Annotated in this window: 17 protein-coding genes; 5 read left to right on the forward strand and 12 right to left on the reverse strand. The window is 73.3% G+C overall.

Going from position 1 to position 20,480, the window contains the following annotated elements:
- Positions 1–11: 11 nt before the first annotated feature.
- Complete coding sequence (locus FB453_RS23455) at positions 12–1,352, reverse strand: aminotransferase class I/II-fold pyridoxal phosphate-dependent enzyme (RefSeq protein WP_145793395.1); 1,341 nt, start codon at positions 1,350–1,352, stop codon at positions 12–14.
- A gap of 36 nt (positions 1,353–1,388) precedes the next feature.
- On the opposite strand from FB453_RS23455, the gene FB453_RS23460 reads away from it, so the two are divergent.
- Together FB453_RS23460 and leuE are read left to right on the forward strand one after the other, a co-directional pair.
- Positions 1,389–2,633 (forward strand): bifunctional pyridoxamine 5'-phosphate oxidase family protein/GNAT family N-acetyltransferase, encoded by a 1,245-nt coding sequence (locus FB453_RS23460; protein WP_145793397.1) that lies wholly within the window; start codon positions 1,389–1,391, stop codon positions 2,631–2,633.
- Positions 2,633–3,304, forward strand: a complete 672-nt coding sequence (leuE, locus tag FB453_RS23465; protein WP_112586641.1) for a leucine efflux protein LeuE — start codon at positions 2,633–2,635, stop codon at positions 3,302–3,304. The genes FB453_RS23460 and leuE overlap by 1 nt, the downstream gene beginning before the upstream one ends.
- Positions 3,305–3,414: 110 nt before the next feature.
- Here leuE and FB453_RS23470 read toward each other — a convergent pair whose 3' ends face one another.
- The 10 genes from FB453_RS23470 to FB453_RS23515 form a co-directional block, all read right to left on the reverse strand.
- Positions 3,415–4,347 (reverse strand): sporulation protein, encoded by a 933-nt coding sequence (locus FB453_RS23470; protein ID WP_145793399.1) that lies wholly within the window; start codon positions 4,345–4,347, stop codon positions 3,415–3,417.
- Positions 4,348–4,479: 132 nt separating this feature from the next.
- Positions 4,480–5,544, reverse strand: coding sequence for a hemolysin family protein (locus FB453_RS23475; protein WP_112676136.1), 1,065 nt, complete (start codon positions 5,542–5,544; stop codon positions 4,480–4,482).
- Complete coding sequence (locus FB453_RS23480) at positions 5,541–6,896, reverse strand: hemolysin family protein (protein ID WP_145793402.1); 1,356 nt, start codon at positions 6,894–6,896, stop codon at positions 5,541–5,543. The genes FB453_RS23475 and FB453_RS23480 overlap by 4 nt, the downstream gene beginning before the upstream one ends.
- A 209-nt stretch (positions 6,897–7,105) precedes the next feature.
- Complete coding sequence (gene mnhG / locus FB453_RS23485; protein WP_145793485.1) at positions 7,106–7,465, reverse strand: monovalent cation/H(+) antiporter subunit G; 360 nt, start codon at positions 7,463–7,465, stop codon at positions 7,106–7,108.
- Positions 7,465–7,728 (reverse strand): MrpF/PhaF family protein, encoded by a 264-nt coding sequence (locus tag FB453_RS23490; protein ID WP_112586633.1) that lies wholly within the window; start codon positions 7,726–7,728, stop codon positions 7,465–7,467. The genes mnhG and FB453_RS23490 overlap by 1 nt, the downstream gene beginning before the upstream one ends.
- Positions 7,725–8,336 (reverse strand): Na+/H+ antiporter subunit E, encoded by a 612-nt coding sequence (locus FB453_RS23495; protein ID WP_145793404.1) that lies wholly within the window; start codon positions 8,334–8,336, stop codon positions 7,725–7,727. Before FB453_RS23495 ends, FB453_RS23490 begins: the two co-directional genes overlap by 4 nt.
- Positions 8,333–9,838: a Na+/H+ antiporter subunit D gene (locus FB453_RS23500; RefSeq protein WP_145793406.1), complete on the reverse strand. Its 1,506-nt coding sequence runs from the start codon at positions 9,836–9,838 to the stop codon at positions 8,333–8,335. Before FB453_RS23500 ends, FB453_RS23495 begins: the two co-directional genes overlap by 4 nt.
- Positions 9,838–10,317, reverse strand: coding sequence for a Na(+)/H(+) antiporter subunit C (locus FB453_RS23505; RefSeq protein WP_112606278.1), 480 nt, complete (start codon positions 10,315–10,317; stop codon positions 9,838–9,840). Before FB453_RS23505 ends, FB453_RS23500 begins: the two co-directional genes overlap by 1 nt.
- Positions 10,318–10,431: 114 nt before the next feature.
- The gene (locus FB453_RS23510; protein WP_145793408.1) at positions 10,432–13,266 is read right to left on the reverse strand and encodes a Na+/H+ antiporter subunit A; all 2,835 of its coding nucleotides are present in this window, start codon (positions 13,264–13,266) and stop codon (positions 10,432–10,434) included.
- 139 nt (positions 13,267–13,405) lie between these two features.
- Positions 13,406–13,792, reverse strand: coding sequence for a hypothetical protein (locus tag FB453_RS23515; RefSeq protein WP_112586625.1), 387 nt, complete (start codon positions 13,790–13,792; stop codon positions 13,406–13,408).
- A gap of 177 nt (positions 13,793–13,969) precedes the next feature.
- On the opposite strand from FB453_RS23515, the gene FB453_RS23520 reads away from it, so the two are divergent.
- Entirely contained in the window at positions 13,970–18,640 is a 4,671-nt protein-coding gene (locus FB453_RS23520; RefSeq protein WP_145793410.1) for an Lhr family helicase, read from the forward strand.
- Positions 18,641–18,726: 86 nt separating this feature from the next.
- Here the strand turns inward: FB453_RS23520 and FB453_RS23525 are convergent, their stop codons facing one another.
- Positions 18,727–19,284: a hypothetical protein gene (locus FB453_RS23525; protein ID WP_145793412.1), complete on the reverse strand. Its 558-nt coding sequence runs from the start codon at positions 19,282–19,284 to the stop codon at positions 18,727–18,729.
- 101 nt (positions 19,285–19,385) lie between these two features.
- On the opposite strand from FB453_RS23525, the gene FB453_RS23530 reads away from it, so the two are divergent.
- Complete coding sequence (locus tag FB453_RS23530) at positions 19,386–20,186, forward strand: SAM-dependent chlorinase/fluorinase (protein WP_145793414.1); 801 nt, start codon at positions 19,386–19,388, stop codon at positions 20,184–20,186.
- Between the two features lie 46 nt (positions 20,187–20,232).
- The gene (locus tag FB453_RS23535) at positions 20,233–20,454 is read left to right on the forward strand and encodes a CPCC family cysteine-rich protein (RefSeq protein WP_091400463.1); all 222 of its coding nucleotides are present in this window, start codon (positions 20,233–20,235) and stop codon (positions 20,452–20,454) included.
- The last annotated feature ends 26 nt before the right edge of the window (positions 20,455–20,480 follow it).

Here is a 20,480-nt window from a genome sequence, read left to right on the forward strand (position 1 = left end):
AGAGCGGCGGGTCAGGTGGGGAAGCCTTGGGAGGGGGGTGGGTTCTCGGCTCGGGCCAGGGCCGCCGCCAGGGGGGCCAGGTCGGCGGTGTCCAGGGAGCTGACGGTGATGCGCAGGGCCGGCGGGGCGGCGATCCGGTAGAGCGCGCCCGGGGCCACCGCCCAGCCGGCGTCGCGGAGCGCGGTCACCGTGCTGGTCTCGTCCGCGACCGGCAGCCAGACGTTGATGCCGCTGCGACCGTGTGCGGTCAGGCCGTGCTCGGCGAGCGCGGCGAGCAGCCCTTCGCGGCGCTGCTCGTAGCTCTGCGCCGCCCGCTGCACCAGCTCGGTGACCGCCGGGTCCCGCCACAGGGCGAGCACCAGGCGTTGCAGCACTGTGGAGACCCAGCCGGCGCCGACCCGGGTACGGCCGCTCACCCGGGCCACCGTCGTCTCGTCGCCGACCAGCACCGCCATCCGCAGGTCCGGGCCGAAGGGCTTGCTCACCGAACGGAGGAAGGCCCAACTCGCTGTCGCACCGGCGAGCGGGTGCAGGGGTACGCGGGCCAGTTCGGCCGCGTGGTCGTCCTCGATCAGCAGCAGGTCCCGGCGGCCGGCGAGCAGCGTCCGCAGCGCCTCGGCGCGGGCCGCGGAGACGGCGGCGCCGGTCGGATTCTGCGCCCGGCTGGTGACGATCAGCGCCCGCGCCCCGGCGGCGAGCGCCGCCGCCACCCCGGCGACCAGCGGCCCCTCGTCGTCCACCGGTACGCCGATCGGGCGCAGGCCCAGCGCGGCGACGAGGTCGAGCAGGTTGGCCCAACCCGGGTCCTCGACCGCCACCGCGTCGCCGGGGCGCAGGTGGGCGCCGAGCAACCGCTCGATGCCGTCCAGCGCACCGCCGGTTAGCGTCAACTCCCCAGCCGGTACGCCGTCGGCGCGCAGCCGGGCACGGGCCACCTCGGCCAGCTCGGGCAGCACTCCGGCATCGGAGTAGCCGACCGACGGGCCGTTCTCGGTGGCGAGCGCCGCCAGGTGCGGGCCCAGCGGGGGCAGCAGACGGGGGTCGGGTTCACCGCGGGACAGGTCTCGGGCGCCGGGCAGCGGTGGGGGGCGCAGCGCGGAGCGGCGGGCGGCCACCGGCGGGCGGGGGCGTACCCGGGTGCCGTGCCGACCGGCGGTGGCGAGCAGGCCACGTTGGCGTAGCTCCTGGTAGGCGCGGGCGACGGTGGCGGGGCTGACCCCCAACTCGGCGGCGAGTGCCCGCACGGGCGGCAGAGCGGCCCCCGGTGACAGGGCGCCGGTACGGATGCCGGACTCGATGCTGGCCGAAATATCGACGGCTGTCGTACCAGTGAGCTGATAGTGTGCTGACACAAACCAGGGATTGTACTAGAACAAAGGGGCGCGCGCATGTATCCACCCACCGCCCGGACCACACCCCACCGTTCCCGCGATAAGATGAGCTACGACCAGGCCGCAGCCCACGCCGTGCTCGACGAGGCGTACGACTGCGCGCTCAGCTTCACCGTCGACGGGCAGCCACGGGTGCTGCCCACCCTCCACGTCCGCATCGGCGACACGCTCTACCTGCACGGCTCCACCGGCAGTCGGCCGCTGCTCGCCGCCCGGGGCGACGACGGGTTGCCGGTCTGCGTCGCGGTGACAGTGCTCGACGGGCTGGTCTACGCCCGTTCCCAGTTCCACCACAGTGCCAACTACCGCTCGGTCGTCGCGCACGGCACCGCCCGACTGGTCACCGACGAGCGGGAGAAGCTCGCCATGCTCACCGCGCTGGTCGAGAAGGTCGGCGTGGGACGCAGCACCGCCACCCGTCCGCCCAGCCGCCGCGAATTGGCCGAGACCGCCGTACTGGCACTGCCACTGCGCGAGGTGTCCGTCCGGGCCCGCACCGGCGGGGTCCGCGAGGACGAGGCCGACCTGCACCTGCCGCACTGGGCCGGCGTGCTGCCCCTGCGCCTGACCGCCGGGGCACCCGAGCCGGACGCCGGGGTCACCGCGCCGCTGCCGGCGTACCTGCGGACGCCCCGCACGCCCTGGCACGACCCGGTGCCGCTGCACGGCGAGCACGTTCGGCTGGAGCCGCTGGAGCTGGCGCACACCGACGAGTTGCACGCCGCCACCGCGGACCCTGAGGTGTGGCGGCACCTCAGCGTCGCGCCGCCCACCGCCCCCGCCGAAACCGCCGAGGTGATCAGCACCGCCCTGGCCGCCCAGCACCGGGGCGAGAGGGTGGCCTGGGTGCAGCGGTGCGCGGCGACCGGGGCGGTGGTGGGCAGCACCTCCTACTACGACATCGACCCGGAGCGGCGGGCGGTGGCCATCGGGCACACCTTCCTCGGCCGGCCCTGGTGGCGTACCGGGATCAACACCGAGGCGAAGTTGCTGCTGCTCAGCCGGGCCTTCGACGACCTGGGCGCGGTTCGGGTCGCCTGGCACACCGACATCCGCAACGTTCGCTCCCAGGCAGCCATCGAACGACTCGGCGCGACCCGGGAGGGGGTGCTGCGGATGCACCGACAGCGCCCGGACGGCTCCTGGCGGGACACCGTGCAGTACGCGATGACCGTCGACGAGTGGCCGAACGCACAGGCCAGGCTGCGAGAAAGACTTCTGCGGACGGCACCGGTGGCGTGATGATGGCGGGCGTGCTGGGGATCACCGACATCTGGACGTACGTGCTGGGCACCGTGGCCATCATCCTGCTGCCCGGGCCGAACTCACTCTTCGTGCTCTCCACCGCGGCCAAGCGGGGCGCCGCGGTCGGCTACCGGGCCGCCGGTGGCGTGTTCGTCGGCGACGGGGTGCTGATGTTCCTCTCCGCCGCCGGGGTGGCATCGCTGCTCAAGGCGTACCCGCCGCTGTTCATGGTGATCAAGTACGCCGGTGCCGCGTACCTCGGTTATGTCGGGGTGACCATGCTGCTCGGAGCCGTGCGGCGCTGGCGCGACCGCAACGATCCGAGCACGCCGCGGCTCATCGACGCCGCGGAGCCGGCGGCGATGCGCAGCCCGTTCCGCAAGGCGCTGGTGATCAGCCTGCTGAACCCGAAGGCGATCCTGTTCTTCATCTCGTTCTTCATCCAGTTCGTCGACCCCGGTTACGCCTGGCCGGCACTGTCGTTCCTGCTGCTCGGGCTGATTGCGCAGGTGACCAGCGCGCTCTACCTGACCGCGTTGATCTTCGCGGGCACCTTCCTGGCCGCCCAGTTCCGCCAACGTCGCCGCCTGGCGGCGGGTGGCACCACCGCCGTGGCCGCCCTCTTCCTGGCCTTCAGCCTCAAGCTGGCCACCGCCAGCGCCGGCTAGTCCGCCGGGATCTTGCACTTTCGGTCGTCGAAACGCGCACTCTGAGCCGTTTTGTCGCCGCAGAAACTGCAAGATCGCGGGGGGTGAGAGGGCGGGGGCGGGGCGCGGGGTCAGGTGCCGTCGCCGCCGCCGGAGCCTCCTCCTCCCACACCGGCACCGCCGGCGGTGCCGCCCAGGCCGTAACCCGGTCGAACCGGCTCGTCGGGGTGGCGGCTGACGTGAGCCGACCCCGCGATCTGCGCGGACCAGTCGGCGTGCGCGGCCGCGGCGGCGTGCCGGTTGATCGCCTGGCGGATCCAGCCGTCCACGGTGGCCACCCAGTCCCGCCGGCCGGCGTCCTCGTGCCAGACCCGGAACCTGCTGATGCTCTGGTGGGTGATTCCGGCCAGCGCCAGCCGGCGATCCATCCAGAGGATCGCCTCCAGGCCCGCCGAGTTAGTCACGAAGATCACCTCCAGCTCGGTGATCGGGCCGGCGTAGAGCGGCCCCACCCAGTAGCCCCAGCGTTGGTGCAACGGCAGGGTGTGTTCCACCCCCGGCAACCCGCCCTCCTGCAACCCGGACTGACGGATCATGAAGCCGAGCGTGTCCAGCGCCGCCAGCACGTGCTGCTGGGTGGGGAGCGGATGCACGAAGACCGGCACCATGGCCCCCTGGTCAAGGTCGGGGTCGAGCGACACCTCGGTCCGCAGACCCATCCGCAGGCTGAGCAGCGGCACCCCACCGAAGGTGGTCACCGGGGTCTCCCACGGCAGCGGGAACGCGAAGTCGACAGCCCGCCGCCGACCGGCCGGTACGACGAACCGGCCGGCGATCGGCAGGTGGTGGAACTGCACGAGACGTCGGGCCGCGGCCGGGTCGTCCGGCTCGACAGTGGTGACGAGGCCGAGCCGGATGTGCCGCACCAGCACGTCCTCCGGGCCGGCCGCGAGGGTCACCCGCCCGGGCAGGCGCAGGCCCGGTCGGGTACTCGGGTTGGGCAGCGTGGTCTGCACGGAAAGCCCGGTGCCACCGGACTCCGGGGACACTCCCGTCAGCCGCACCGCGCGCCCCCTCCCCGGACGGGGCCCCGCCGGCCCCACCAGGCGCGCCTACCCGGTCGGGGTCGGCTCAAGCCCGCTGCCGTGTCGAGCGTTGACCCGGCCGCACCTCGTCAGTGCGGCCGGGTCGACAGATCAGCGCAAACGACGCCCGCGCGGGACCGTGTCGGTCTCGTCGTCGAACTCCCCGATGACCTCCTCCAGGAGGTCCTCCAGGGCCACGAAGCCGATCGGCCGGGCCGGGCCACCGCCGTTGCGGACCAACGCGAGCTGCGACTGCCGGGCCCGCATCGCCGCCACCGCCTCGGTGACCGAGGACGTCGCGGGCAGCGTGAACGCGGGGGTCATCAGCTCCCCGGCGGTGGCCACGCGGCCGGTGGTGACCACCCGCACCGCCTCCCGGACGTGCACGAGCCCGCACACGTCGCCCGCCTCGTCGAGTACCGCGAGCCGGGATCGGCCGCTGTCCCGGCTGACCTCTTCGATCCGCTCGGCCGGGTCGTCCCGGCGGACGGTGACCATGGTGGCGAACGGTTCCATCACCTGCGCCACCGACGTGCCCTGCAACTCCAGCATGCTGGTCAGCAGTTGGTGCTGCTCGGCACCGAGCAGCCCGTGCTCACGGGACTGCTCCAGCAGGATCCGGAGCTCGTCCGGGCCGTGCACCTGGGCGAGCTGGTCCTGCTGGTTGACGCCGAACAGCCGCAGGATCGCGTTGGCCAGGGCGTTCAGCGCGGAGAGCACCGGCCGGGAGACCCGGGCGAAGGCGCGGAACGGCAACGCGAGCAGCGTCGCCGAGCGCTCCGCGTCGGTGATCGCCCACGACTTCGGTGCCATCTCCCCCACCACCAGGTGCAGGAAGGTCACCACCCCGAGGGCGAAGACCAGGGCGACCAGGTGACTGGCCGCGTCCGGTAGGCCCACCGCGTGCAGCAGAGGGCTGAGCAGATGCTCGATCGCCGGCTCGGCCAGCGCGCCGAGACCCAGGGTGCACAGCGTGATCCCGAGCTGCGCGCCGGCCAGCATCAGCGACAGCTCGCGGACGCCATCCAGCGCGGCCCGTGCGGCCCGACCACCGTTCGCCGCCGCCTGCTCCAGGCGGTAGCGCTTGCTGGCCACCAGGGCGAACTCGGCGGCCACGAAGAACCCGTTCAGTGCCAGCAGGATCACCGAACTGAACAGGGCGATCCCGGGGCTCATGCGGTCACCTCGGGTTTGGTCAGCTGCAACCGCACCGAGTCGGCCACGTGCCGGTCGACGGCCAGCACCTCGACCAGGGCCCGGGGCTCCGCCTCGTTGTCCTCGCCGTCCGCCCCCTCGGGTTGCAGGCTGATCTCCAGCCGGTCACCGACCTCGGGCACCCGGCCCAGCTCCCGCATCACCAACCCGGACAGGGTGTCGTACTCGGGGGCCTCGGGCAGGGCGATGCCGGTGCTGTCGGCGACCTCGTCGATCCGCCAGCGGGCCGGCACCACCCAGGACCCGTCGTCCTGCCGGGCCGGTGCCCGCTCCGGTGGGTCGTCCTCGTCGCGGATCGGGCCGACCAGCTCCTCGGCGATGTCCTCCAGCGTGATGACGCCGGCGAAGCCGCCGTACTCGTCGACCACGCACGCCATCTGACGGTGCCCGGACCGCAGGCGGTCGAGCACCGTGGGCAGGGGCAACGTCTCCGGTACGAGCAGCGGCGGCCCGGCCACCGCGCTCACCGGGGTGGTGGCCCGCTCCCCCGGGGGTACGCCGAGCACGTCGGCGATGCCGACGATGCCGAGCAGGTCGTCGACACCCTCCGCACCGCGTACCGGGAAGCGGGAGTGGCCGGTGTCCAGCAGCTCGACCACCCGGCTCACCGGTTCGTGCGCCCGCACGGTGTGCACGTCGACGCGTGGCACCATGGCCTCGCCGGCGGTCAGCTCACGGAAGTCCAGACCTCGGTCGAGCAGCGTGGACATCTCGGCGTCGAGGCTGCCCTCCTCGCGGGACTCGGCGATGATCTGTTCCAGGTCCGCCGGGGTGGCGCCGCTGGGCAGCTCCTCGATCGGCTCGATGCCGATCCGGCGCAGCAGGCGTACCGAGGCCCGGTCGAAGAGGTGGATCAGCGGCCCGGCGACGGCCAGGTAGATCAGGGTGGAGCGGCTCAGCGCCCGGGCCAGTTGCTCGGCCCGGGCGATGGCCAGGTTCTTCGGGGCCAGCTCACCGAGGACCATCTGCACGATGGTGGCGATGACCAGGGCCAACGCCACCGACAGCGGCAGGCTGACCGCCTCGCTGACGCCGGCCAGGCCGAGCAGGTCGGCGAGGCCACCGCCCAGGTACGGCTCGGCGACGTAGCCGACCAGTAGCGCGGTGACGGTGATGCCCAGTTGGGCACCGGAGAGCATGAAGGAGAGCCGGCTGGTGACGGTCAGGGCCCGGGCGGCGGCCTGATCGCCGTCATCGGCGAGCTGGCGCAGCTTGCCCCGGTCCACGGCGACGTAGCCGAACTCCTGCGCCACGAAGTAGCCGGTGGCGGCAGTGAGAAGAGTGATCAGTAGGAGACCAACGACGATCAACACGGGTCGCTCAGGGCTCCCGGGGTCGTCGGTACGGGGATATGCCGGGCACGACCCGGCTGGCTACTGCTGCCCTCCTGGGCAGAAGAGTCGATCATGCCGTCATTTTATCGGCGCTGGCTGGGACTCCGCTGGGGGTGGGCCGAAGGAGCGGAACGTCCGGTTCAGCGGACGTCGGCCGGTGGTCACGTCGGCCCGCCGCCTGGCGGTCGTCACGCCGGCCCCGCCGGCCCGCTGCCCTGTCCGCGCTCGGCCAGCTCATCGGCGTCGAGCAGGCTCCGGTCGAGCCGCCCCGACCGGTACGCGGCCCGCCCGATCATCTGCGCCGCCACCGGCGCGGTCGCCAACTGGAAGACCGCCACCAGCAGGATCATGCCCAGGTCGGCCGGGGACCGCAGCCGCAACGCGATGCCCAGCAGCAGCAGGAGCACCCCCAGCACCTGCGGCTTGGTGGCCGCGTGCATCCGGGACAGCGCGTCCGGGAAACGCAGTACGCCGATCCCGGCGGCCAGGGCGAGCAGCGCACCGGCCACCAGACAACCGGCACCGAGCCAGTCCGCGATCGTCGCGATCACTGCTGCTCCCGGACGGCGAAGCGGACCAGCGACACCGAACCCACGAAGCCGAGCAGGGAGAGCACCACAAGCACGGGCAGCGTGGTGGCGTGCCGGTTGACCGCCGCCTCCGCGCCCACCGCGCCGACCATCGTGGCGAGCAGCATGTCCGCGGCGATCACCCGGTCCACCAGTGACGGGCCCCGGTAGAGGCGGGTCAGCGCGAGGAGCGCGGTGACCGACAGCAGTGCGGTGAGGACGACGGCCAGGAAGGTGGTCACGGGCGGGTTCCCTTCTCGGGTGAGGTGACGTCGAGGTGGCGCAGTTCGGTGGCGGAGCCGACCGCGCGGACGATTCGCCGCTCGATGGTGAGCGTGCGGTCCCGGGCCGCGTCCAGGTCCCCGGGGTTGTGGGTGTCCAGGACGTGCAGGTAGAGCGTTCCGGAGTCCCGGTCCACCTCGAGGATCAACGTGCCCGGCACCAACGAGACCGCCTCGGCGGTGAGTGCCAGGTTCAGGTCGGTGGGCACCCGCAACCGGACCGCGATGATCGCCCCGCGGGGTCGGTAGCCGGGCTGCACGGCGATCCGGGCGACGTGCAGGCTCGCGCTGACCAGCTCGACGGCGAACCGGCCCGCGAACACCAGCAGCGCCCACGGTCGCAACCGGCCACCGAAGCTGACCGCCGGCAGCGGGTAGAACACCAGCACTGCCGCACCCACCAGCAGGCCACCGACCAGGTTGGCCCAGTTGATGTCGCCCCAGAGCAGGTTCCAGACCACCACCAGCCACCCGAGCGCCACCGCCTGGTCCCGCCAGCGCCCGATCCGGCCCCGACCCACCACGGAGGGCCCGGGGGCGTCGGGAGCCGGCTCCGCGGAGCCGGTCACGGCACACCGCCCGGCAGCACGGCACGGACGTACGGGGTGCGCAGCCGCAGGTCCGCGGCCGCGTCGGCGGTGACGTCGAAGAGCGGACCGGCCAGCACGGTCAGCGCCAGCCCGAGGGCGACCAGGGCCACTGTGGCGCCCACCATCAGCCTCGGCAACTGGACGACCGGTTCGCTGGTGGCCAGCCGGGGCGCGCGCCAGAAGGCGATGTTCCACACCCGGGACGCCACGTAGAGGGTGAGCAGGCTGGTCAGGGTGCCAGCCGCGACCAGCACCCCGGGCAGCGGCCCGCCGGCCGCCACCCCGGCCTGGAGCAGGCCGAGCTTGCCGAGGAAGCCGGAGAACGGTGGCACTCCGGCGAGGTTCATGGCCGGGATGAAGAAGAGCACACCCAGCAGCGGTGCCACCCGGGCCAACCCGCCGATACGACGCAGGTCGGTGCTGCCGGCACGCTCCTCGACCAGGCCGGCGACGAGGAACAGCGTGGTCTGGATGGTGATGTGGTGCACCACGTAGAAGATCGCGCCGGCGAGGCCGGCGGCGGTGCTCAACGCCACCCCGAAGATCATGTAGCCGATGTGACTGACCAGGGTGAACGAGAAGAGTCGCTTCAGGTCGGACTGGGCCACCGCACCGAGGATGCCGATCACCATGGTCAGCCCGGCGACGACCATGAGCAGGATGTGGGCACGCCCACCGGGAAACAGCAACGTCTCGGTACGGATGATCGCGTACACGCCCACCTTGGTGAGCAGACCCGCGAAGACGGCCGTGACCGGAGCCGGCGCCGTGGGGTAGCTGTCCGGCAGCCAGGCCGACAGGGGGAAGACCGCCGCCTTGATCGCGAAGGCCAGCAGCAACATCAGCTCCAGGGCCAGCCGGACACCGTCGGGCAGGTCGTCGAGGCGCTGGGCGAGCTGGGCGAGATTGAGCGTGCCGGTGGCCGCGTACACCAGACCCACCGAGGTCAGGAAGATCATCGAGGAGAGGATGCTGACCACCACGTACGTCGAACCGGTCCGGATCCGGGTCTCGGTGCCCCCCAGGGTGATCAGCACGAAACTGGCGGCCAGCAGGATCTCGAACCCGACGAAGATGTTGAACAGGTCACCGGCCAGGAACGCGTTGGTGACGCCGGCGGTGAGCACCAAATACGTCGGGTGGAAGATCGACACCGGCGAGCTCTCGCTGGTGTCGCTCTGACCCTGGCCGATCGAGTACAGCAGCACGCAGAGGGTCACCGCCGAGGAGACCACCAGCATCAGCGCGGCCAGTTGATCGGCCACCAGCACGATGCCGACCGGCGCCGGCCAGCCCCCGACGGCCACCACCACCGGCCCGTGCCGGTACGCCTGCACCAGCAGCAGCACCGCCACCGTGAGCGTGCCGCTCAGACACAGCACACTGATCGCGCGCTGGATTCGCGGCTTTCCGGCCAGCAGCAGGGTCAGCGCCGCACCGAGCAGCGGCACCACCACCGGCAGTGGCACCAGGGTGCGCATCACGACTCGTCCCCGTGTCGTAACCGGCGGCGGGCCGGCTCGGGATCGACCTGTTCCGGGTCGCCGTTCGGGCCCTCCCCACCGAGATCGACGGCACCCGCCTCGTTGCGCCCGGCCTGCCGGATGATCTGCCGATCCTCCAGGTCGTCGGGCACCTCGTCGTCGCCGGAGAGATACCAGCTGCGGTACGCCACCGCGAGCAGGAACGCGGTGAACCCGAAGGTGATCACGATGGAGGTCAACACCATCGCCTGCGGCAGCGGGTCACTCATCCGCTCCACCGGGCCCGTGCCGACGATCGGCGCCCCGCCCGACCGCCCGCCCAACAGGATCAACAGGTTCACACCGTTGCCGAGCATGACCACACCCAGCAGGATCCGGGTCAGGCTGCGCTCCAACAGCAGGATCACCCCGCACCCGACCAGCACCGCGACGGCCAGCACCAGCACCAACGTCGGCCCCGCACCGCTCCGCGTCACAGTGCCACCTCTGTTCGCGACTGCGGGGCTCGCAAACCCGGCTCACTCCTCGCGCTCACCGTGCCACCTCTGTTCGCGACTGCGGGGCTCGCAAACCCGGCTCACTCCTCGCCCTCACGCCCGGTCCCCCTTGTCGACGGTTAACCCGCCGGTGGCCGTTCCGGTGGCCTCGATGTGCCGGTCCACCTCGGCACCGAGGCTGCGCAGGATGTCCAGCACCAACCCGATCACGACCAGGTACACGCCGATGTCGAAGAAGAGCGACGTGACCAGATGGGCGTCGCCGACCAGTGGCAGGGCTCGGTCGACCTTCGCGCTCTCCAGCACCGACCCGCCGACCAGCAGCGCCACCACGCCACTGCCGACAGCCACGGCCAGCCCGGCGCCGAGAATCGCGCCGGCGCCGATCGGCGCCGCCTCGGTCAGCTCGTAACGGCCGCCGGCCAGATAGCGCACCACCAGGGCGAGACCCGCCACCAACCCGCCGGCGAACCCGCCACCCGGCGCGTTGTGCCCGGAGAAGAGCAGGAACAGCGAGAACAGCACCACGGTGTGGAAGATCAGCCTGATGACCACCTCCAACACGATCGAGCGGCGCTCCTCGTAGAGGGTGGGGCCACCGCGCAGCCAGACCGGCCGGCCGCGTCCACCCACCCCCTGCTCGGACTCGGGCCGGCGCGGCCGCGGCCCGGTGCGGGAGCGCTCGAAGATCAGGCTGGCCACCCCGGTCGCGGCCACCACCAGCACCGCCAGCTCGCCCATCGTGTCCCAGGCCCGGATGTCGACAAGGGTCACGTTGACCACGTTGCGGCCATACCCGTGCGCCACCGCCAGGTCGGGGAAGGCGGCGGAGATGTCCGGTGCCCGGCGGGCGCCGACGGCGGTGAGGGCCAACCCGGCGGCCACCAGACCCGCCGCCACCCCGATCACCCGGCGGGCCCAGCGGGTACGGCGCAGCGGGCGGGCCGAGAACCGCTCCGGCAGGCGACGCAGCACCAGCACGAAGACCGCGATCGTCGAGGTTTCCACCAGAAACTGGGTGAGCGCCAGGTCGGGCGCTCCGTGCAGCACGAACAACATCGCCGTGCCGTAGCCGGTCATGCCCGCCAGCAGCATCGCGGTCAGCCGGCGACGGGCACCGACCGCCAGCACCGCCGCCACCGTGATCACCACGACGACCACCGGTTGCAGAGGGCTGTCCCAGAGCGGAATCCGCGCCCGCCAGGGGCTGGCGGAGAGCATCGCCGCACCCGGCACCAGCACCAGGGTGACCAGGATGATGCCCAGATACTGCGGCAGTGAGCCGCGCTGGGTCGCGCCGGTGACCTCGATGGCCAGCCGGTCGAACCGGCCGATGACCCACTCGTACCCCTGGTTTCCACTCACCGGTGATCGGAGCCGGGCCAGCACCGGGGCGAGCGGCCCGCGCACGACGAAGAGCAGGCCGCCGCCGACGAGCGCCAGCACGGACAGGCCGAGCGCCGGGGTCGGTCCGGCCCAGAGCGCCAGGTGCGCGTCGACCCCGCCGAGCAGATCGGCGTACGGGCGCAGCAGGTCGTCGAGCACGCTCGCGGCCGGACCGGCGAGCAGACCGACACCGGCGAGCACCGCGGGCGGGACCAGCATCGACGCGGCGATCGATCCCGGCGGGACCGGCGCCACACCCGGCCGGTCGGCGAACGCGCCCCAGAGGAAGCGGGCGCTGTACGCGACGGTGAGCACCGTCCCGACGACCAGGCCGGCGAGGAGCACGGGCTGATCGGTGAACGCCCCGAACACCGCCTCCTTGGCCACGAAGCCGACCAGCGGCGGCACACCGGCCATCGACGCCGCGGCCAGCACGGCGACCACGAACAGCGGCCGGGACCATTGCCGCAGCCCGGACAGCTCGCGCAGGTCACGGGTGCCGGCACCGTGGTCGATGATGCCGACGACCAGGAACAGCGCCGCCTTGAACAGGGCATGCGCCAGCAGCATCGCGGTGCCGGCCAGCGCGGCGTCCGGGGTGCCCGAGCCGGTCACCGCCACCAGCAGGCCGAGCTGACTGACCGTCCCGTACGCCAGCAGCAGCTTGAGGTCGGTCTGGCGCAGCGCTGCCCACCCGCCGAGCAGCATGGTCGCCACGCCGGCGACCTGCACCAGCGGTCGCCACGGGCCGACCGTCGCGAGCACCGGGGCGAGCAGCCCGACCAGGTAGACGCCGGCCTTGACCATGGCGGCGGCGTGCAGGTAGGCGCTGACCGGCGTGGGTGCCGCCATCGCCACCGGGAGCCACGAGCTGAACGGCAGCACCGCCGACTTGGACAGCGCACCGGCCAGGATCAGCAGCACGGCGCCCACCAGGTACCCGCCGCCGGGCAGCGGCTGCGCGCTGATCTCCGACCAGCGGTAGGTGCCGGCGTGCTCGCCGAGCATGATGAAGCCGACCAGCATGGCGAGGCCGCCCAGCGTGGTGACTGTCAACGCCTGCGCCGCCGCCCAGCGGCTGGACCGCCGTTCGGTGCTGTGCCCGATCAGCAGGTACGAGAAGATCGTGGTCAGCTCCCAGCCGACGTAGAGCAGCAGCAGGTCGTCGGCGAAGACCAGGACGAGCATCGCGCCCGCGAAGGCGACCAGGATCGCGGCGAACTGCGCCAGCCCGATGGAGCCGGCGCTGAAGTAGCGGGCGCTGTAGACCAGCACCAACGCGCCGACGCCGCCGATCAGCAGCGTCATCAGCCAGGACAGCGTGGTGAGCCGGAACGCGATGTCGAGGCCCAACTGCCGGATCCACGGGTACGTCTCGACCACCGCCCCGCCGTCGGCGACGGCCGGGGTGCGGGCCACCGCCCAGCAGAACGCGGCGGCCGGCGCGAGCGCCAGCGGGTAGCACGCGCGCGGACCCCACCAGCGGACGAGCAGGGGCGCGGCGAGGGCCGCCACGAGATGGAGGATGAGCAGTACCAGCACCTGCACTCCCGATCGACATGGCCGACGCCCGTGGCAGCGGTGGCGCCTAGCAGCGATCAGACGCCAGTTCCTCCCCCGCCGGGCGGTTTTGCCAGAATTCGCCCACCCAGCCCCAGCCAAAGCTGGGGGTGCGGCGTCGTCAGCGCAGCAGGGCGTTGTTGAGGGGTTGCGCGTCGTCGGGGGTGGGACGGTCGCGGCGTAGCTCGGCCAGCAGGTCGAGGCGGCCGAGTTGGCGGGCGACCCGGTCGACCACCCGCTCGGCGGCGGTCAGCGACCGCACCGACAGCAGGCGGCCACGGCTCTCGCGACGCAGCACGAAGTAGTGCACGGCAACGCGGACCTGCCCCCGGTCGGCGGCGCTGGCCTGGGCGGTGCAGAGAACCATCTCGCGAAGACAGTGGGCGAGGCGTTCGGCGAGCTCGAGCTCGGGGCCGTGCAGGCCGGTGCGGAGCGCGGCGAGGTGGCTGTCGACCTTGCGAATCAGCACGTCGGTGCCCGGTTCGACGGTGCGCTGCTCGCCGGCCATCAAATCCCCTCACCCCGGTTCGCGTTGCGAGTGAAGTTACTTTATGTTGCTCCTTAGAAGCAAGCAGTTAAGTGAGACTTAACGTATTAAGCGCACGTTCCACGCTTTTTGCCTTTTGCGGGCCTATTCCGTCGTGGGCCGCTCGTGGATGTCGGACCGGCGGGGCACGATGGACCGGTGACCGGGGCAGACGCAGACGCCGGCGCGGTGCTGGACGGGTTCGGCCCGGCCACCCGTGCCTGGTTCGACAACGCCTTCGCCGCCCCGACCGCCGCGCAGACCGGCGCCTGGCGGTCGGTCGCCGCCGGCCGCAACGCGCTCGTGGTGGCGCCCACCGGCTCGGGCAAGACGCTCGCGGCCTTCCTCTGGTCACTGGACCGGCTCGCCCGCGAGCCAGCACCGGCCGAGGCCCGCCAGCGGTGCCGCGTGCTCTACGTCAGCCCGCTCAAGGCCCTCGCCGTCGACGTGGAGCGCAACCTGCGGGCCCCGCTGGCCGGCATCCGGCAGGCGGCCACCCGGCTGGGCGTCGCACCGCCCGACATCACCGTCGGCATGCGCACCGGCGACACGCCCGCCGACGAGCGACGAGCCTTCGCCCGCACCCCGCCGGACATCCTCATCACCACGCCCGAGTCGCTGTTCCTGCTGCTCACGTCCGCGGCTCGCGACTCGCTGCGTGGCGTCCAGACGGTGATCGTCGACGAGGTGCACGCGGTGGCCGGCAGCAAACGCGGCGCCCACCTCGCCCTCTCCCTCGAACGCCTCGACGAGTTGCTGCCCACCCCGGCGCAGCGCATCGGCCTCTCGGCCACCGTCCGACCGATCGACGCCTGCGCGCAGTTCCTCGGCGGCGCCCGCCCGGTCGACGTGGTGCAGCCGGCAACCCCGAAGACCATCGAGGTCAGCGTGGAGGTCCCGGTGGAGGACATGACCCGCCTGGACGAGCAGGAGCAGCCACCGGAGGACGACCTCGGCGGCCCCGGGCCACGTCGGGCGTCGATCTGGCCAGCCGTGGAGGAGCGGGTCTTCACCCTCATCGGGCAGCACCGCTCGACCATCGTCTTCACCAACTCCCGGCGCAGTGCCGAGCGACTCTGCGCCCGCCTCAACGAGCTGGCCGCCGAGGCGGTGGCCGCATCCGCGTCGGACGAGGGCGCGATCGGCGTACCGGAGGGGTTGCCTGCCGGCGACGACCCGGCGGGCGACGACGGCCCGACGTCCGGCGCGCAGCGCTGGGGTGGCCCCGCCGGTCCCCTGCGCAACCGGCCGCCGGCCGAGGTGATGGCCCAGTCCGGCGCGGCCACCGGCGCGCCGCCCGTGATCGCCCGCGCCCACCACGGCAGCGTCTCCCGGGAGGAGCGCAAGCACATCGAGGAGGCGCTCAAGTCCGGTCAACTCCCGGCGGTGGTCGCCACCTCCAGCCTGGAGCTCGGCATCGACATGGGCGCGGTCGACCTGGTGGTGCAGATCGAGGCGCCGCCCAGCGTGGCCGCCGGCCTGCAACGGGTCGGCCGGGCCGGGCACCAGGTGGGCGCCGTCTCCCGGGGGGTGGTCTTCCCCAAGCACCGCGGCGACCTGCTCTCCTGCGCGGTGGTCGCCGAGCGGATGACCGACGGCGCGATCGAGGAGCTGCACTACCCGCGCAACCCACTGGACGTGCTGGCCCAGCAGATCGTCGCGATGGTGGCGCTGGAGCCGTGGGCGCTCGGCGACCTGGCCGTGCTGGTCCGCCGGGCCGCGCCCTTCGCCGAGCTGCCCGACTCGGCGCTGCACGCCGTGCTGGACATGCTCTCCGGCCGCTACCCGTCCACCGCCTTCGCCGAGCTGCGCCCCCGACTGGTCTGGGACCGGGCCACCGACCTGCTCACCGGCCGCCCCGGCGCGCAGCGACTCGCGGTGACCAGCGGCGGCACCATTCCCGACCGGGGTCTGTTCGGGGTGTTCCTGGCCGGCGCCGAGCGGGCCGCCCGGGTCGGCGAGCTGGACGAGGAGATGGTCTACGAGTCCCGGGTCGGCGACGTCTTCCTGCTCGGTTCGTCCTCCTGGCGGATCGAGGAGATCACTCCGGACCGGGTGCTGGTCTCGCCCGCCCCGGGGCAGGCCGCGCGCATGCCGTTCTGGAAGGGCGACCAGCTCGGTCGGCCGGTGGAGCTGGGCCGGGCCATCGGCGCCCGGGTGCGCACCCTGCTGCGCCAGACCGACGAGGCGGCTCTGGCCGCGTTGCGCGACGGCGGGCTGGACGACTGGGCCGCCGGCAACCTGATGGCCTACCTGCGCGAGCAGCGGGAGGCCACCCGCTCGCTGCCCGACGACCGCACGGTAGTGGTCGAGCGGTTCCGCGACGAGCTGGGTGACTGGCGGCTGGCCGTGCACAGCGTGCTCGGTGCCCGGGTCAACGGGCCGTGGGCCCTCGCGGTGGGCCGCCGGCTGGCCGAGCGGTACGGGGTGGACGCCCAGGTGATGCCCTCCGACGACGGCATCGTGGTGCGACTTCCGGACACCGCCGACGAGCCCCCCGGCGCCGACGTGGTGGTCTTCGAGCCCGACGAGATCACCCAGCTCGTGGAGGAGTCGGTCGGCACCTCCGCCCTCTTCGCCGCCCGCTTCCGGGAGTGCGCCGCCCGGTCCCTGCTGCTGCCGCGCCGCGACCCGCGCCGCCGCCAACCGCTCTGGCAGCAACGGCAACGCGCCGCGCAACTGCTCGACGTCGCCCGCGAGTACGCGGACTTCCCGGTCACCCTGGAGGCCGCCCGGGAGTGCCTCCAGGACGTCTTCGACCAGCCGGCACTGGCCGGGCTGATGCGCGACCTGGCCACCCGCAAGGTGCGACTGGTCGAGGTGGAGACCAGCGCGCCGTCGCCGTTCGCGCGGTCGCTGCTCTTCGGCTACGTCGGCGCGTTCCTCTACGAGGGCGACGCCCCGCTGGCCGAGCGCCGCGCCGCCGCACTCGCCCTCGACTCCACGCTCCTCGGCGAGCTGCTCGGCCGGGTCGACCTGCGGGAGTTGCTCGACCCGGCGGTGCTCACCGAGACCGACCGGCAGCTGCGGTGGCTGACCGATCAGCGCCGCGCCCGCGACGCCGAGGACGTCGTCGAGCTGCTGCGGGTGCTCGGTGACCTGAGCGACGCCGAGTTGACCGAGCGGGGAGTGCCGGAGACGTGGCTCAGCGAGCTGGAGGCCACCCGCCGGGTCCTGCGGGTCCGGATCGCGGGCGAGCAGCGCTGGGTGGGCGTCGAGGACGCAGCCCGCCTGCGCGACGCCCTCGGCGTGGCGCTGCCGATGGGAGTGGCCGAGGCGTACCTCGCCCCGGTGGCCGACCCGCTCGGTGACCTGGTGGCCCGCTACGCCCGCACCCACGGGCCGTTCGCCGCGGCCAGCTGCGCGGCCCGGTTCGGGCTCGGGGTGTTCGTCGTCGAGCAGGCGCTGCGCCGGCTCGGCGCCACCGGGCGGGTGGTCTCCGGGGAGTTCACCCCGGATTCGGCCGGCGCCCAGTGGTGCGACGCCGAGGTGCTACGGATGCTGCGCCGCCGCTCCCTCGCCGCGCTGCGCCGGGAGATCGAGCCGGTGCCGCCCCGGGCGCTGGCGACGTTCCTGCCGCGCTGGCAGCAGGTCGGCTCATCCGCCCGAGGCATCGAGGCGCTCGCCGCCACTGTGGAGCAGTTGCAGGGCACTGCGGTGCCGGCGTCCGCGCTGGAGCGGTTGGTGCTGCCCGCCCGGGTCGCGGACTACTCCCCCGCCCAGCTCGACGAGCTGTGCGCCAGCGGGGAGGTGCTCTGGGCAGGGTCGGGCGCAATCTCTGGGGGCGACGGCTGGGTCACCCTGGCGTACGCGGACACCGCGCCGCTGCTGCTGCCGCCGCCGGACGAGGCGTTGACCCGTACCCCGCTGCACGACGCGGTGCTCGACGCGCTCGGCGACGGGCAGGCGCTGTTCTTCCGCCCACTGGCCGACCGGGTCGGCTCGACCGACGACGCCGCGTTGACCGGGGTGATCTGGGACCTGGTCTGGGCCGGGCACCTCAGCAACGACACCCTCGCCCCGCTGCGGGCGGTGCTCGGTGCTGGCGGCGCGCACCGCTCCCGTCCGTCCGCGCCCCGCACCCGTTACCGGCGGCCCGGTCGGGTGGCGCTGCCGACCCGGGGTGGTCCGCCGACCGTCGCCGGCCGCTGGTCGCGGCTCCCGGAGCGGGACCTCGACCCGACCCGGCGTGCCGCCGCGCTCGCCGACCTGCTGCTGGAGCGGCACGGGGTGGTCACTCGGGGCGCGGTGATGGCCGAGCAGGTGGTCGGCGGGTTCTCGGCGGTCTACCCGGTGCTGTCGGCGCTGGAGGAGCGCGGCGCGGCCCGCCGGGGTTACTTCGTCGAAGGGCTCGGGGCGGCGCAGTTCGCCGTACCCGGTGCGGTGGACCGGCTGCGCGCGCTGGCCGAGCCGACCGACGGTGCCCGGGGTCGGGGCGCGGTGGCCACCGTGCTCGCCGCGACCGACCCGGCCAACCCGTACGGTGCGGCGCTGCCCTGGCCGGAACGGGTGGTCGACTCCGGCGACGGGGCCACCCCGGCGACCGGGCACCGGGCCGGGCGCAAGGCGGGCGCCCTGGTGGTGCAGGTCGGCGGTGACCTCGTCCTCTACGTCGAACGCGGCGGCCGGACGCTGCTCTCGTTCACCGACGACACCGACACGCTCGCCGCGGCCGGCAAGGCGCTCGCCGACGCCGTTCACTCCGGGGCGTTGGGCGCGATGTCGGTGGAGCGGGCCGACGGCGAGGCGGTGCACTCGTCGCCGCTGCGGGACGCGTTGACCGCCGCCGGCTTCCGGGCCACCCCCCGCGGCCTGCGCCTGCGCGGCTGACCCACCCTTCCGGCCCGCGCCGGCTGCTCCGCTGAACGAAGTCACCGCTGCGGAGCAGCCTCGGTGGCGGTGCCAGGGACCGGTCCTCAGCCCAGGCCGTTGAGGACCTTCTCGTAGCGGGGCCGGTCGGCGGCAGGGGTCTTCGCCTCCAGGTAGTTCAGCACCACCGCGCCACGCCGGTACGACTGACCACCCCAGGTCTCCGCGATGTCGCTGGCGCTGGTCTCGTCCGGGAACACGTAGACGGTGACGGCGTCGGTGGCCATCAGCTCGGAACAGCCCAGGCCGAGGCCGTCCGGCCCACAGTCGACCGAGCGGTCCTTCGGGCGCGGCACCTTCAGGCCAGCAGCCCGGAAAGCGTCGACGACCTGCTTCGCGCCGGGCGCGCTGGCCGGACGCTTGGGCAGCACCACCGGGGGCGGGCTGGCCGGCCGTCGCTGCGTCGTGCCCTGTGCGGCGGCGGAGGGCGGGGTCGCGCCGTCGGCATCGGGTGCGGCTTGGGGCGTCGGCAGGCCGGTCGGGGCCGCCTCGGACGAGACGGACGGCGAGGCGGTCGGGCTGCCGTCGTCGTCACTGCCACAACCGGCGCTGAGGGCGACGGCGACCAGCAGGATTCCGACTGCGGTGAGGTTCCGAGTTGTCACCAGGGCAGTCTGCCCAACGTCCTCCGGCGACGGGAGGGGCCGGTCGGCCACTGCGCTGTCCCGTATCCGCCAGCACGCCGCGGTTCTACTAGCCTGCCGGCATGTCCGCCGTGCCCTGGATCTCGCTGACCACCGACTACGGCCTCACCGACGGCTTCGTGGCCGCCTGCCACGGGGTCCTCGCCCGGATCGCGCCGGCCGCCCGGGTGATCGACGTGACCCATCTGGTGCCGCCGGCGGATGTACGGCGCGGTGCCGCCGTGCTGGCGCAGACAGTGCCGTACCTGCCGGTGGGAGTGCACGTGGCGGTGGTCGATCCGGGCGTGGGCACCGCCCGACGGGGGGTCGCGCTGGCCACCCCGGGCGGGTTGCTGGTCGGCCCGGACAACGGGTTGCTGCTGGACGCGGCCACCGCGCTCGGTGGGGTGACCGACGCGGTCGAGCTGACCGGGTCGAGCTGGCTGGCCTCCCGGGTGTCCGACACGTTCCACGGCCGCGACGTCTTCGCGCCGGTGGCGGCCCGGCTGGCGCTCGGCGCGCCGCTGTCCGAGGCGGGCCCACCGGTCGACGCGGCCGGGCTGGTGCGACTTCCGACGCCGACGGTGACCCGGGACGCCGAGGGCTTCACCGCCGAGGTGCTGACCGTGGACCACTTCGGCAACGTCCAACTGGCCGCGCCGGCCGAGCTGCTCAATCCGCTGCCGGCCACGCTCCGGGTGGGCCGGCCGGGGCCGGTTCCGGCCCTTGTGGCGGTGCACGGGCGGACCTTCGGCGACGCCCCGGCCGGGGGCCTGGTGGCGTACGTCGATTCGGCCGGTCTGGTAGCGGTCGCGGTCAACGGCGGGCGGGCCGCGGACCTCCTCGCGGCCTCCCCGGGGGACCTCCTGCGGGTATCGGGCTGATGTTCGACTGTGGAATGCTTCTCCGGTGGGTGAGCATGTGGTTCCTGTGGGCTGTCCCTGCTGTGCATCCCGAACCGGCGGGGGGACGTGCCCCGTCTGTTTCTGGACCGACGACGGCCAGACCGACGCCGACGCCGACGCCGTCCGCGGTGGCCCCAACGGCGACCTGAGCCTCACACACGCCCGTCTCAACTACGCCGTCTACGGTGCCAGCCACCCGCGCTACCAGGACATGGTGCGCACGGCTCGCCCCGACGAGCGCCCCTGACGTCGACGGGGCGCCCGACGGGGTGA

Source organism: Micromonospora sp. CNZ322 (genome assembly GCF_007827755.1).